Origin of the sequence: Klebsiella sp. JN_Kp121, from assembly GCF_040062145.1 — a bacterium.
Lineage (GTDB): Bacteria > Pseudomonadota > Gammaproteobacteria > Enterobacterales > Enterobacteriaceae > Klebsiella > Klebsiella aerogenes.
The window spans coordinates 75,561-88,815 of record NZ_JBEAHX010000004.1 but is presented as its reverse complement, the minus strand read 5'-3'; the positions used below and the strand labels follow the sequence as shown (position 1 = coordinate 88,815).

Genomic DNA, 13,255 nt, shown 5'->3' with positions numbered 1-13,255 from the left:
TGTGGCGGAAAACTTTGCGTCGCTCTGGCGATGCCACTACTATCGTTCAACTTTTTATGACCAAACGATGACCTGATGCCAAAATTACGCCTTATTACCTTTACATTGCTAGCGCTTAGCGCCGCTACGGCGGTTCACGCAGAAGAAAAGCGCTACGTTTCCGATGAGCTGAGCACCTGGGTTCGCAGCGGTCCTGGCGATAACTATCGTCTGGTCGGCACCATTAACGCCGGCGAAGCCGTCGACGTTCTGCAAACCAACGACAGCACGAATTACGCGCAGGTACGCGATAGCAACGGCCGTACCGCCTGGATCCCGCTGAAAGAGCTGAGCAACGAGCCCAGCCTGCGCATTCGCGTGCCGGATCTGGAAAATCAGGTCAAAACGCTGACCGACAAGCTGAACAATATTGACGCCACCTGGAACCAGCGTACCGCCGACATGCAGAAAAAAGTCGCCGGTAGCGATGGCGCGATCAATGCCCTGAAAGAAGAGAACCAAAAGCTGAAAAACGAGCTGGTTGTCGCTCAGAAAAAGGTGAACGCGGCGAATCTGCAGCTTGATGATAAACAGCGTACCATTATCATGCAGTGGTTTATGTACGGCGGCGGCGTGCTTGGCGTCGGTCTGATCCTTGGTCTGGTGCTGCCGCATCTGGTACCGAGCCGCAAGCGTAAAGACCGGTGGATGAACTAATTCGTCTTCTCTGCCAGACTTACGTATCATCTTGCGAAAAGTCGATGCGGGAGAAACAGGCGTGAAGATTTATTTGGTCGGTGGTGCGGTACGAGATGCGTTATTAGGACTACCGGTCAAAGACAGAGACTGGGTGGTGGTTGGCGCCACGCCCCAGCAGTTGCTCGACGCGGGCTACCAGCAGGTAGGCCGCGATTTTCCCGTGTTTCTTCACCCGCAAAGCCGTGAAGAGTACGCCCTCGCGCGTACCGAACGTAAATCCGGTTCCGGCTATACCGGTTTCACCTGTTATGCCGCCGCTGACGTCACCCTTGAGCAAGATCTACTGCGCCGCGATCTCACCATTAACGCGCTGGCTCAGGACACTGACGGTCAGATTTACGATCCCTATGGCGGCCAGTCCGATTTACGCCAGCGCCTGCTGCGCCACGTCTCCCCGGCCTTTAGCGAAGATCCGCTACGCGTACTGCGCGTCGCGCGTTTTGCCGCACGTTATGCCCATCTCGGTTTTCGCATTGCCGATGAAACCATGGCGCTGATGCGCGCGATGGCGGACGCCGGCGAACTGGCGCATTTGACCGCGGAGCGGGTATGGAAAGAGACGGAAAACGCGCTTGGCACGCGTAATCCGCAGGTCTTTTTCCAGACCCTGCGCGACTGCCACGCGCTGAAGGTGCTGTTCCCAGAAATCGACGCCCTGTACGGTGTCCCCGCGCCGGCCAAATGGCATCCGGAAATCGACACCGGCGTTCACACCCTGATGACGCTCACCATGGCGGCGATGCTATCGCCGGCCATCGATGTCCGTTTCGCCACCCTGTGCCACGATCTCGGCAAAGGTTTAACGCCCAAAGAGTTCTGGCCGCGCCACCACGGCCACGGCCCGGCGGGTGTAAAACTGGTGGAACAGATTTGCCAGCGCCTGCGGGTGCCGAACGATATTCGCGATCTGGCCAGACTGGTCGCCGAATTCCACGATCTGATCCACACCCTGCCGATTCTGCAGCCAAAAACCATCGTGAAGCTGTTTGATAGCATCGATGCCTGGCGCAAGCCGCAGCGTGTACAGCAAATCGCCCTCACCAGCGAGGCCGACGTGCGCGGGCGTACCGGTTTTGAATCCTGCGATTATCCGCAGGGGCGCCTGCTGCTTGAGGCCTGGGAAGTCGCGCAGTCGGTTTCCACTAAAGAGGTGGTAGCGGAAGGTTTCAAAGGACCGGAGATTCGCGAAGAGCTGACGCGGCGCAGAATTGCGGCCGTGGGGCAGTGGAAAGAACAACGTTGCCCCCAGCCGCAAGGCTGAGGGCCAGGGCCTTAGAAGAAGACCACGTAGACGGCTGCCGCGACGATAAAGCGGTAGATTGCAAACGGAATAAACGAAATACGTTTAATCAGCTGCAGGAAGGTTTTAATCGCAATCAGCGCCACGATGAACGCCATGATAAAACCGACGGCGAACATCGGAATATCCCCGGTATTAAGGAAGCCGATGCTCTTGTAGACGTCCAGCACGGTGGCGCCCATCATCATCGGTACCGCCAGCAGGAATGAGAACTCGGATGCCGCATAGCGGCTAACGCCCATCAGCATGCCGCCGGAAATGGTCGCCCCGGAGCGAGAGAAGCCCGGCCACAGCGCCAGACACTGGAAGCAACCGATGGCAAACGCCTGACGATAGGTCATATCATCAATGCCCACCGCGCGCGGCTCTTTCGGTTTAAATAGCTCCGCCGCGATCAGCAGGAAGCCGCCGACAATCAGCGCGTACATCACGTTAACCGGGTTAAACAGCGATTTAATCAGGTCATGAAACACCAGCCCCAGCGCCACCGCCGGGATCATGCCTAACAGGATATGAATCAGCGACAAGCGCCCCTGGCTTACGCCCTCATGCTGCAGAGGACGGCCAAAATGAATGCCAATCAGGCCAAACAGTCGACGCCAGAACACCACGACGACGGCGAGAATAGAACCTAGTTGAATCACGACTTCAAAAGTATTGGCGGTATCCCCTTCAAAACCAAGGAGATGGCCAACGATAATCATATGTCCCGTACTGGAAACCGGTAAAAACTCCGTCAACCCTTCAACCACACCCAAAATTGCCGCTATCAGCAGCGAGTGTAAATCGCCCATTCAATAAACCCTTAAAATAAAAAGTAAAATTAAAATCCAGGCACTAAGACCGGTATAAAACAAATTTGTTTAAACATTATGACGAGAAACGTTTTGTTTCAGATTACTGCCACGTTCAATGATCACGCCAACGTTGGCCGCACGGGCCACCGCACCAGGCTTGCTGACTTTAATCCGCACCCACGGAGAATTGAATTTTTGCAGCAGTAGATCGGCTATCTCTTCCGCCACCCGTTCGACCAGCGCAAAACGCCCGCCCTCAACGTGGTTGATAACCAGTTCGCTGATATCAGCATAGCTCAGGCAATCGCTCACATCGTCGCTGGCGGCCGCTTTGCGGTTATCCCACGCCATTTCGATATCGAACACTAATTTCTGTTCGATGGTCTGTTCCCAGTCGTAAACACCGATAGTGGTGATTACCGAAAGTTGCTCTATAAATACAATATCCATCACGACCTGCCTGCTTTTTGGCTAAACCGGATACCACTTCCGGCGAATTATGCGTATTATCCACAGATGCAAAGACATCCCCTAAAGAATTCACGTGCCCTGACAGCGGCGACGCAGCAAGATTACGGGAACATAGCAGCATCACTATGTAACCTATCGCGCAGAGAAAGCCAACAAGCTGTTAACACGAAAATGGGTGGGGTTCTAACGACGTTTTCAAAATGGAACAGCTGATGAGTGCAATCGCGCCTGGACTAGTTATCCTCGCCTACCTCTGCGGCTCAATTTCCAGCGCCATTCTGGTGTGCCGTCTTGCTGGTTTGCCCGACCCTCGCGATAGCGGTTCCGGCAACCCCGGGGCGACGAACGTACTCCGAATTGGCGGCAAGGGAGCAGCCGTAACGGTATTAATTTTTGATGTCCTGAAAGGGATGCTGCCGGTTTGGGGCGCCTGGGCGCTCGGTCTGACGCCGTTCTGGCTCGGGCTGGTGGCGATCGCCGCCTGCGTAGGCCATATCTGGCCGGTGTTCTTTAATTTCCGCGGCGGTAAAGGCGTGGCGACCGCATTTGGCGCTATCGCGCCCATCGGCTGGGATCTCACCGGCGTAATGGCCGGCACCTGGCTGCTGACTATTCTGCTCAGCGGGTATTCCTCGCTGGGCGCTATCGTCAGCGCGCTGGTAGCCCCTTTCTACGTCTGGTGGTTCAAACCGCAGTACACCTTCCCGGTCTCCATGCTCTCCTGCCTGATCCTGCTACGCCATCACGACAATATCCAGCGTCTGTGGCGCCGTCAGGAAACGAAAATCTGGTCACGCTTTAAGAAGAAGAAAAAAACGCCAGAGCAGAAATAATCTCCGCGCCCGGCCGCCTGGGCCGGGCCGTTTTGCCGCCACAAACGCATTCTATTTCCCACTTTTTTAGCCAATCATAGCGGCAAATGAGAAAACCAAAGATAATCCTTTCACTACAATGACTTAGTTATGAGTTATAACCAAAAGTGATTTTTTCACCCCCGCGTCGCTGTTTACTCTGAAACTCTTTATAAGAGAAAAAAGCACAACACCATGACTGATGTAATTAACGCGACGCCTGCGGCAACCTCTGCGTCGCCCGGCGGGGAAGTAAAATGGATCGGCAGCGCGGCGGACGTCTCGCGCCTCATAAACGAAGGCAGCAGCGGGCGCAATAACGCGCGTATCGTCATGGGAATCGCCCTCGGCGGTATTTTCCTTGATGCCTACGATCTTGGCTCGTTGGCCTTCGGGCTGAAAGATATCACCCGGGAATTCAACCTGACGCCTGCCGGTACCGGGATGGTCGCCTCGGCCATCACCTTCGGCGCTATCGTTGGCGCGCTGCTCGGCGGTTATCTGACCGACAAAATTGGCCGCTACCGCGTGTTTATGGCGGATATGCTGTTCTTCGTGGTAGCGGCCATCGCCTGCGCGCTGGCGCCGAATGAATACGTCCTTACCGGCGCGCGCTTCGTGATGGGGCTGGGCGTCGGGATCGACCTGCCGGTGGCGATGGCGTTTCTCAGCGAATTCGCGAGGCTCAAAGGTCCCGGCAACAAGGCGGCCAGCGTGGCGATGTGGTGCCCAACGTGGTACGCGGCGATCAGCATTTCATATCTGCTGGTACTCTTTTTTTATGCCGTCCTGCCGGAAAGCCATAGTGACTGGCTATGGCGGATTATCCTTGGTTTTGGCGCCATCCCGGCGCTGGTGATTATCGCCATCCGCAGCCGCTACATGAGCGAATCGCCGGTGTGGGCCGCCAACCAGGGTAACCTGCGTGAAGCTGCTTCTATTCTACGCCAGGCGTACAACATCAATGCGCACGTTGCCCAGGACGCGCTGGAAAAACCGGCGCCGAAAGTTCGTAGCGCCCAATGGAGTAACTATCTGCGCCTGTTCCGCGGCGTCTACCTGCGCCGCACGACGCTCTCTACCCTGCTGTCAGTGGTTTCCTCGTTTGCCTATAACGCCGTCGCGTTCGGCCTGCCGGTGATCATCTCCAGCTTCTTCGTGCAATCGATGCTGACGACGATTTTGATTTCGCTGGCGCTGAATCTGCTGTTCGCTTTCGTGGGAGGGATACTGGCGGTACGCCTGGTACCGCGCTTCGGGGCGTGGCGGATGTCGCTGGCGGGTTATGGCTGCCAGCTGACGGCGCTGCTCGGCCTGGCGCTGATTGGCCGCCCTGATGGCGCAGGTGAAGGCGTCGCTGCCGTGGCGATGCTGGCGCTGTTCCTTTTCGGCCAGGGATTCGGCCCTGGCGCGCACACCATGACCTTCGCCTCGTTAAGCTATCCGACATCGCTGCGCGGCGTTGGCGTCGGGCTCAACCAGACGCTCATGCGCGGCAGCTCAACGCTTTCTTTATTCCTCTTCCCGCTGCTGGTCGCCGCGCTGGATACCCGCGTTTTCTGGATCATCGCCGCCGCGCCGCTGATTGGGCTATTGTCGCTGTTGGCTATCCGCTGGGAGCCGTCGGGCTACGACATCGACGCCGAGGATTATCAGCAACCTTAATCCACGCGTAAAAAAGCCGCCTCGATGGGCGGCTTTTGTTTGTAACAGGCTTATCAGGCGGCCGGCAGTTCTGCCAACGGCCAGCGCGGCCGCACGGTCACGCCGAGGCCGGCATTAGCACCGCCCTGCAGGCGGACCATCCCGGCGTAAGCGATCATCGCGCCGTTATCGGTACAGAACTCAGGGCGGGCATAAAATACTTCGCCGCCGCGTTTGCTCATCATTTCCGCCAGCTTCGCGCGCAGCGTACGGTTAGCGCTCACGCCTCCCGCCATCACCAGACGCTTAAAGCCGGTTTGCTCCAGCGCGCGGCGGCATTTAATCATCAGCGTATCGACAACCGCGTCTTCAAATGCGCGGGCGATATCGGCACGGGTTTGCTCATCGTCGCCGTTGTTACGAATGGTATTGGCGGCGAAGGTCTTCAGGCCGGAGAAGCTGAAATCAAGTCCTGGACGATCGGTCATCGGCCGCGGGAAGACGAAGCGACCTTCCGTGCCCTGGGACGCCATTTTCGACAGCATCGGCCCGCCGGGATAATCCAGCCCCAGCAGTTTCGCCGTCTTATCAAAGGCTTCGCCAGCGGCATCGTCGATTGACTCGCCCAACAGCTCATACTGACCAATGCCGGTGACGCTAATCAGCTGGGTGTGGCCGCCGGAAACCAGCAGAGCGACGAACGGGAACGCCGGCGGGTTATCTTCCAGCATCGGCGCCAGCAGATGCCCTTCCATATGGTGTACCGGGATCGCCGGCACGTTCCAGGCGAACGCCAGGGAGCGGCCAACGGTCGCGCCGACCAGCAGCGCGCCCACCAGGCCAGGGCCTGCCGTATAGGCAACGGCATCAATATCTTTCGCCGTCAGGCCCGCTTCTTTGAGCGCCGCCTGAATCAGCGGAACGGTTTTACGTACGTGGTCGCGCGACGCCAGCTCAGGCACCACGCCGCCGTAGTCAGCATGTAATTTCACCTGACTATACAGTTGGTTGGCTAACAGACCTTGTTTATCGTCGTAAATAGCGATGCCGGTTTCATCGCAGGATGTTTCAATTCCCAGTACACGCATGAGTTGTTTTACCTCGTTTCAATACCGCGCAGTGTAGGACCAATGACCGGCGATGTAAAACTTTGCTCACCCCTGGTGTTCTCTTCGTGTATACTCCTCACCCTTATAAAAGTCCCCTTTCAAAAAAGGCGCCGGTGCTTTACAAAGCAGCAGTAGTTGCAGTAAAATTCCGCACCATTTTGAAATAAGCTGGCATTGCGGCCAGCGGCAAACCGAATTAATCAAAGGTGAGAGGCACATGCCGGTAATTAAAGTACGTGAAAACGAGCCGTTCGACGTAGCTCTGCGTCGCTTCAAGCGTTCCTGCGAAAAAGCAGGTGTTCTGGCGGAAGTTCGTCGTCGTGAGTTCTATGAAAAACCGACTACCGAACGTAAGCGCGCTAAAGCTTCTGCAGTGAAACGTCACGCGAAGAAACTGGCTCGCGAAAACGCACGCCGCACTCGTCTGTACTAATCTGTTGAGAGCGAAGCTCTCAATTCAGACCGAGTTGTAGTTGTAAGGCCGTGCTTCCGAAAGGAATGCGCGGCTTATTTTCGTTTATGCATTAGCAGATACACGAGATCGTTCAAACTGTCTTCAGGCAATACATCGAGGCCGTTTGCAGGATGCAGTGTATAGATTACGGGGCATATGGCTGGACGAATCCCACGCGTATTTATCAATGACCTGCTGGCGCGCACCGACATCATCGATCTGATCGATGCTCGGGTGAAGCTGAAAAAGCAGGGCAAGAATTATCACGCGTGTTGTCCATTCCATAACGAAAAAACCCCCTCCTTCACCGTCAACGGTGAAAAACAGTTTTACCATTGCTTCGGCTGCGGTGCGCACGGCAACGCCATCGACTTTCTGATGAACTACGACAAGCTCGAGTTCGTCGAAACCGTCGAAGAGCTGGCCGCCATGCACAACCTTGAAGTGCCCTATGAAGCAGGTAATGGACCGAGCCAGATAGAACGGCATCAGCGGCAAAATCTCTATCAGCTGCTGGACGGTCTGAACACGTTTTACCAACAGTCTCTGAATCAACCCGCCGCCGAACCCGCGCGCCAGTATCTGGCAAAACGCGGCTTAAGCAGCGAGGTGATTACCCGCTTCGCAATAGGCTTCGCTCCCCCTGGCTGGGATAACGTTTTAAAACGTTTTGGCGGCAATCAGGAAAACCGCCAGTCGCTTATTGATGCAGGCATGCTGGTCACCAACGATCAGGGGCGCAGTTACGACCGCTTCCGCGAACGGGTAATGTTCCCGATCCGCGATAAGCGAGGCCGGGTGATTGGTTTTGGCGGGCGCGTGCTGGGCGATGCGCTGCCAAAATACCTGAACTCCCCGGAGACCGATATTTTCCATAAAGGCCGCCAGCTGTACGGCCTGTATGAAGCGCAGCAGGATAACGCCGAACCTCAGCGTCTGCTGGTGGTCGAAGGCTATATGGACGTCGTCGCGCTGGCGCAGTACGGCATTAATTATGCCGTGGCCTCGCTGGGCACCTCGACGACCGCCGACCACATTCAGCTGTTGTTCCGGGCGACCAATCAGGTCATCTGCTGTTACGACGGCGACCGGGCTGGCCGCGACGCGGCATGGCGCGCGCTGGAAACGGCGCTGCCGTATATGACCGATGGCCGCCAACTGCGTTTTATGTTTTTACCTGATGGCGAAGACCCGGATACGCTGGTGCGTAAAGAGGGCAAAGAGGCGTTTGAAGCGCGGATGGAGCAGGCACAGCCGCTCTCCACGTTTTTATTCAATAGCCTGATGCCGCAGGTCGACCTGAGCACTCCGGATGGGCGGGCGCAGCTGAGCACGCTGGCGCTGCCGCTGATAACTCAGGTGCCGGGTGAAACGCTGCGCATCTATTTGCGTCAGGAGCTGGGTAACAAGCTGGGTATTCTGGATGACGCCCAGCTTGAACGTTTAATGCCGAAACAGGCGGAAAATAGCGCTCAACGCCCGGCGCCGCAGCTAAAACGCACGACCATGCGTATACTTATAGGGTTACTGGTGCAGAACCCCGATCTGGCGCCGCTGGTTCCGCCCTTGACGGGTCTGGATCAGCAGAAGATGCCAGGACTTGGTTTATTCAGCGAACTGGTCAATACGTGTCTGGCGCAGCCAGGTCTGACCACCGGGCAACTTTTAGAACAGTATCGCGGGACAAATGAAGCAGCAACCCTTGAAAAACTGTCGATGTGGGACGATATAGCAGATAAGGATATCGCTGAACAAACCTTCACCGACTCGCTCAACCATATGTTTGACTCACTGCTGGAACTGCGACAAGAAGAGTTGATAGCTCGCGATCGCACACACGGTTTAAGCAGTGAGGAGCGCCGGGAACTCTGGACTATCAGCCAGGAACTGGCCAAAAAATGAATTTAACGGCTTAAGTGCCGAATATCGATCGGGAAGCCCCCGACAGCCGCGCTGAGGCGCAGCGGCAATAATATAAGTACGCCCTCGCTTTAAATGTTGGCAGTTCGTCTGCCTGCACCAATCAAACGAATTAAGTGTGGATACCGTCTTATGGAGCAAAACCCGCAGTCACAGCTGAAGCTTCTTGTCCAACGTGGTAAGGAGCAAGGCTATCTGACCTATGCCGAGGTCAATGACCATCTGCCGGAAGATATCGTCGACTCCGATCAGATCGAAGACATCATCCAAATGATCAACGACATGGGTATTCAGGTGATGGAAGAAGCACCGGATGCCGATGATCTGCTGCTTGCTGAAACCTCCAATAATACCGATGAAGACGCAGAAGAAGCGGCGGCCCAGGTGCTGTCGAGCGTTGAATCTGAAATTGGCCGTACGACCGACCCGGTGCGCATGTACATGCGCGAAATGGGTACCGTTGAACTGCTGACCCGCGAAGGCGAAATCGACATCGCTAAACGCATCGAAGACGGGATCAACCAGGTCCAGTGCTCCGTTGCGGAATATCCGGAAGCCATCACCTATCTGCTGGAACAGTACGATCGCGTCGAAGCTGAAGAAGCTCGCCTGTCTGACCTGATCACCGGCTTCGTCGATCCGAACGCTGAAGAAGATATGGCGCCGACCGCCACTCACGTCGGTTCCGAGCTGTCTCAGGAAGAGATGGACGACGACGAAGATGAAGAAGAAGATGATGACGACGACAACAGCGATGACGATAACAGCATCGACCCGGAGCTGGCCCGCGAGAAATTCGCCGAGCTGCGCACCCAGTACGAGCTGACTCGCGACACCATCAAAGCGAAAGGTCGCAGCCACGCCGCCGCGCAGGAAGAGATCCTCAAGCTGTCCGAGGTCTTCAAACAGTTCCGCCTGGTGCCGAAACAGTTCGATTACCTGGTCAACAGCATGCGCAGCATGATGGATCGCGTTCGTACTCAAGAACGTATCATCATGAAGCTGTGCGTTGAACAGTGCAAAATGCCGAAGAAAAACTTCATCACCCTGTTCACCGGCAACGAAACCAGCGAAACCTGGTTCAACGCCGCCGTGGCGATGAACAAGCCGTGGTCCGAGAAGCTGCATGACGTTAAAGAAGACGTTCAGCGCGGCCTGCAGAAACTGCAGCAGATTGAAGAAGAAACCGGTCTGACCATCGAGCAGGTTAAAGATATCAACCGTCGCATGTCCATCGGCGAAGCGAAAGCCCGTCGTGCGAAGAAAGAGATGGTTGAAGCGAACTTACGTCTGGTTATTTCTATCGCCAAGAAATACACCAACCGCGGTTTGCAGTTCCTCGACCTGATTCAGGAAGGCAACATCGGCCTGATGAAAGCGGTAGATAAGTTTGAATACCGTCGTGGCTACAAGTTCTCCACCTACGCCACCTGGTGGATCCGTCAGGCGATCACCCGTTCCATCGCGGATCAGGCGCGCACCATCCGTATTCCGGTGCATATGATTGAGACTATCAACAAGCTCAACCGTATCTCCCGCCAGATGCTGCAGGAAATGGGCCGCGAGCCGACGCCGGAAGAGCTGGCTGAGCGCATGCTGATGCCGGAAGACAAAATCCGTAAGGTGCTGAAAATCGCCAAAGAGCCAATCTCCATGGAAACGCCGATCGGCGACGATGAAGATTCGCATCTGGGTGACTTCATCGAGGATACCACCCTCGAGCTGCCGCTGGATTCTGCGACCACCGAGAGCCTGCGTGCGGCAACGCACGACGTACTGGCGGGCCTCACCGCTCGTGAAGCGAAAGTGCTGCGTATGCGTTTCGGTATCGACATGAACACCGACCACACGCTGGAAGAAGTAGGTAAACAGTTCGACGTTACCCGCGAACGTATTCGTCAGATCGAAGCCAAGGCGCTGCGTAAACTGCGCCACCCAAGCCGTTCTGAAGTGCTGCGTAGCTTCCTCGACGATTAATCGTCGCGCTGCAAAGAGAGTAAAAAGCTCCCCGCGGGGAGCTTTTTTATGCCTGCGATTCAGGTGCCATCAGCGCCCTCGCCCCGCCAGCGCCTCATCCAGTTCGCGATAGGCTTCAACCAGCTTGTCCAGCGTCGCCCGGTTTAAACCGCTGGGATTGGGCAGTACCCAGATTTCGGTTTCACCGATGGTCGCTTCCTGCTTTCCCCACTTTGCGCCACGCACCCTGAACGCCTGCTCATAGGCCTGCTTGCCGAGTACCGCCAGCACCTGCGGCTGATAGTCCTGGATTTTGCTTATTAGCTCCTGCGCGCCATTACGCAGCTCCAGCAGGGCAACCTCGCTGGCCTGTACCGTCGGCCGCTCAACCAGCATGGTGATACCGCAGCCGGTATCCAGTAGATGCTGCTCCTCTTCCGGCTTCAGCTGCCGCTCAGTGAACCCCGCCTGGTGAATGACCTTCCAGAAACGATTGCCGGGATGGGCAAAATGGAACCCCGTATGCGCGGAGGACTTCCCCGGATTGATCCCGCAAAAGACCACCCGCAGCCCCGGCGCCAGGATATCGCTAATCATAATTTCTCCGGCTGAATGACTAAAAAGCTGATTATAAAGGATTGAAAATGCATTGTTTATAAAAACAGCAGCCGAGCGCTTTACGCTGGATTGCAGCGTGCAGTTACATTATAATCCCTCGCCACGGCCCCTTAGCTCAGTGGTTAGAGCAGGCGACTCATAATCGCTTGGTCGTTGGTTCAAACCCAACAGGGGCCACCAAACACAGCAAGGGCTGGCGAGAAATCGCCGGCCCTTTTGCTTTTCTCGGGGGTCCCATGGGGTGCCATCTATAAGTAAGGTTAGGTATAAGTCGATTGGTAACTTTGGCGATACTGTAAGCACACCTATTTTAGTTCCACGCACTTTTTGAGAGTTCCGTTTTTTCAGCCATCAGCCGGTACTCTTCCGTCGTCAGGTTGTTCAGGGATTCATGAGGCCGCTCGTTGTTATATTCCATCAGCAAGCGCTCTGTAATTTCCCGTACTTCATTCAGTGTTCTGAACAGGTAAAAATCCAGGATTTCTGTCCGGTATGTCCGGTTGAACCGTTCGATAAAGGCATTTTGTGTAGGCTTCCCCGGCTTGATAAATTCGAGCATCACGCCGTGTTCTTCGGCCCATTGTGCCAGCGCCAGCGAGACCAGTTCTGACCCGTTGTCCATCCGCATTTTCAGCGGGTAGCCGCGGTTTGCCACGATCCTGTCCAGCACCCGGATGACTCGCTGAGCCGGGATATTCAGGTCGATTTCTATCGCCAGTGCTTCACGGTTAAAATCATCCACCACATTGAAGGTCCGGAATCGTCTGCCGCAGACCAGGGCGTCGTGCATAAAATCGATGGACCAGCTCTGGTTTAACGCTTGCGGAGTTGCCAGTGGCGCTGGATTACGCACTGGCAGTCGCTGTTTTCCCTTACGACGAAAATTCAGTTTCAGCAGACAGTAAATCCGGTGAACACGTTTATGGTTCCAGGTATTATCCTGCCTGCGCAGCAGCTGGAACAGCTTCTTAAAACCGTAGCGCGGATAGTGTTCTGCCAGTTCAGTCAGCGCATGGATCACCGGTTCATCACGCCGGGTATCGGGCTGATAAAAATAGACCGTCCTGCTCAGCGATAACGTCCTGCAGGCCTGGCGTAAACTCATGGCAAATTGTGCCGTCAGATAGCTGACGAGTTCACGCTTTATCGCTGGTTTTAAAGCTTTTTTCGATAACGTCTTTAAGTGCCCGGTTCTCAAGGCTCAGGTCGGCAAACATCTGTTTCAAACGTCGCTTCTCATCCTCAAGGTCTTTGATTTTTTTAATATCGGCCGCTTCCATCCCGTCATATTTCGCTTTCCAGTTGTAATAGCTGGCTTCAGAAATAGCGGCCTCACGGCACACATCCTTGACGGTACGTCCGGCTTCAACGGACTTCAGAATGGCGATGATCGGGTG

General features: G+C 55.6%; 12 protein-coding genes and 1 tRNA gene. 8 read left to right on the top strand and 5 right to left on the bottom strand.

Translation table 11 applies throughout. The features are described from left to right. Positions 1–75 precede the first annotated feature (75 nt). Together ABLU86_RS08595 and ABLU86_RS08590 are read left to right on the top strand one after the other, a co-directional pair. Entirely contained in the window at positions 76–696 is a 621-nt protein-coding gene (locus tag ABLU86_RS08595; RefSeq protein ID WP_015369636.1) for a TIGR04211 family SH3 domain-containing protein, read from the top strand. 61 nt (positions 697–757) lie between these two features. Further along, positions 758–1,999, top strand: a complete 1,242-nt coding sequence (locus ABLU86_RS08590) for a multifunctional CCA addition/repair protein (protein ID WP_348796160.1) — start codon at positions 758–760, stop codon at positions 1,997–1,999. Positions 2,000–2,010: 11 nt separating this feature from the next. On the opposite strand, the gene bacA is transcribed toward ABLU86_RS08590, so the two are convergent. Together bacA and folB are read right to left on the bottom strand one after the other, a co-directional pair. Then, the gene (gene bacA, locus ABLU86_RS08585) at positions 2,011–2,832 is read right to left on the bottom strand and encodes an undecaprenyl-diphosphate phosphatase (protein WP_020077906.1); all 822 of its coding nucleotides are present in this window, start codon (positions 2,830–2,832) and stop codon (positions 2,011–2,013) included. A 69-nt stretch (positions 2,833–2,901) separates the two neighbouring features. Next, a complete protein-coding gene (gene folB, locus ABLU86_RS08580) occupies positions 2,902–3,285 on the bottom strand; it encodes a bifunctional dihydroneopterin aldolase/7,8-dihydroneopterin epimerase (protein ID WP_020077905.1) in 384 nt (127 codons plus the stop codon). A gap of 233 nt (positions 3,286–3,518) precedes the next feature. Here folB and plsY point away from each other — a divergent pair, with 233 nt between their 5' ends. Together plsY and ABLU86_RS08570 are read left to right on the top strand one after the other, a co-directional pair. Beyond that, positions 3,519–4,139, top strand: coding sequence for a glycerol-3-phosphate 1-O-acyltransferase PlsY (plsY, locus tag ABLU86_RS08575; protein ID WP_015703522.1), 621 nt, complete (start codon positions 3,519–3,521; stop codon positions 4,137–4,139). A 213-nt stretch (positions 4,140–4,352) separates the two neighbouring features. After that, positions 4,353–5,822, top strand: a complete 1,470-nt coding sequence (locus tag ABLU86_RS08570) for an MFS transporter (protein ID WP_020077904.1) — start codon at positions 4,353–4,355, stop codon at positions 5,820–5,822. Positions 5,823–5,875: 53 nt separating this feature from the next. Here ABLU86_RS08570 and tsaD read toward each other — a convergent pair whose 3' ends face one another. Next, positions 5,876–6,889: a tRNA (adenosine(37)-N6)-threonylcarbamoyltransferase complex transferase subunit TsaD gene (gene tsaD / locus ABLU86_RS08565; RefSeq protein WP_032712539.1), complete on the bottom strand. Its 1,014-nt coding sequence runs from the start codon at positions 6,887–6,889 to the stop codon at positions 5,876–5,878. A 238-nt stretch (positions 6,890–7,127) separates the two neighbouring features. On the opposite strand from tsaD, the gene rpsU reads away from it, so the two are divergent. The 3 genes from rpsU (at position 7,128) to rpoD (ending at position 11,261) form a co-directional block, all read left to right on the top strand. After that, on the top strand, positions 7,128–7,343 hold the full coding sequence (gene rpsU / locus ABLU86_RS08560; protein WP_001144069.1) for a 30S ribosomal protein S21: 216 nt from the start codon (positions 7,128–7,130) through the stop codon (positions 7,341–7,343). Positions 7,344–7,520: 177 nt separating this feature from the next. Beyond that, the gene (dnaG, locus tag ABLU86_RS08555) at positions 7,521–9,266 is read left to right on the top strand and encodes a DNA primase (protein ID WP_015369629.1); all 1,746 of its coding nucleotides are present in this window, start codon (positions 7,521–7,523) and stop codon (positions 9,264–9,266) included. A gap of 150 nt (positions 9,267–9,416) precedes the next feature. After that, a complete protein-coding gene (rpoD, locus tag ABLU86_RS08550; RefSeq protein WP_015369628.1) occupies positions 9,417–11,261 on the top strand; it encodes an RNA polymerase sigma factor RpoD in 1,845 nt (614 codons plus the stop codon). A 69-nt stretch (positions 11,262–11,330) separates the two neighbouring features. Here the strand turns inward: rpoD and mug are convergent, their stop codons facing one another. Further along, on the bottom strand, positions 11,331–11,837 hold the full coding sequence (gene mug, locus ABLU86_RS08545; protein WP_045359807.1) for a G/U mismatch-specific DNA glycosylase: 507 nt from the start codon (positions 11,835–11,837) through the stop codon (positions 11,331–11,333). Positions 11,838–11,962: 125 nt separating this feature from the next. On the opposite strand from mug, the gene ABLU86_RS08540 reads away from it, so the two are divergent. After that, positions 11,963–12,038, top strand: a tRNA-Ile gene (locus ABLU86_RS08540). Positions 12,039–12,168: 130 nt separating this feature from the next. Here ABLU86_RS08540 and ABLU86_RS08535 read toward each other — a convergent pair. After that, a protein-coding gene (locus ABLU86_RS08535) for an IS3 family transposase (RefSeq protein ID WP_260576995.1) occupies positions 12,169–13,237 on the bottom strand; the annotation gives its coding sequence in 2 pieces (ribosomal slippage) (positions 12,169–13,027 and positions 13,026–13,237; 1,071 coding nt in all). Between the last annotated feature and the right edge of the window lie 18 nt (positions 13,238–13,255).

Excerpts from the sequence above, each read along its gene's own strand:
- rpoD (WP_015369628.1), top strand. The coding sequence starts at position 9,417 with ATGGAGCAAAACCCGCAGTCACAGCTGAAGCTTCTTGTCCAACGTGGT.
- dnaG (WP_015369629.1), top strand. The coding sequence starts at position 7,521 with ATGGCTGGACGAATCCCACGCGTATTTATCAATGACCTGCTGGCGCGC.
- mug (WP_045359807.1), bottom strand. The coding sequence starts at position 11,837 with ATGATTAGCGATATCCTGGCGCCGGGGCTGCGGGTGGTCTTTTGCGGG.
- tsaD (WP_032712539.1), bottom strand. The coding sequence starts at position 6,889 with ATGCGTGTACTGGGAATTGAAACATCCTGCGATGAAACCGGCATCGCT.
- rpsU (WP_001144069.1), top strand. The coding sequence starts at position 7,128 with ATGCCGGTAATTAAAGTACGTGAAAACGAGCCGTTCGACGTAGCTCTG.
- ABLU86_RS08570 (WP_020077904.1), top strand. The coding sequence starts at position 4,353 with ATGACTGATGTAATTAACGCGACGCCTGCGGCAACCTCTGCGTCGCCC.
- ABLU86_RS08595 (WP_015369636.1), top strand. The coding sequence starts at position 76 with ATGCCAAAATTACGCCTTATTACCTTTACATTGCTAGCGCTTAGCGCC.
- bacA (WP_020077906.1), bottom strand. The coding sequence starts at position 2,832 with ATGGGCGATTTACACTCGCTGCTGATAGCGGCAATTTTGGGTGTGGTT.
- plsY (WP_015703522.1), top strand. The coding sequence starts at position 3,519 with ATGAGTGCAATCGCGCCTGGACTAGTTATCCTCGCCTACCTCTGCGGC.
- folB (WP_020077905.1), bottom strand. The coding sequence starts at position 3,285 with ATGGATATTGTATTTATAGAGCAACTTTCGGTAATCACCACTATCGGT.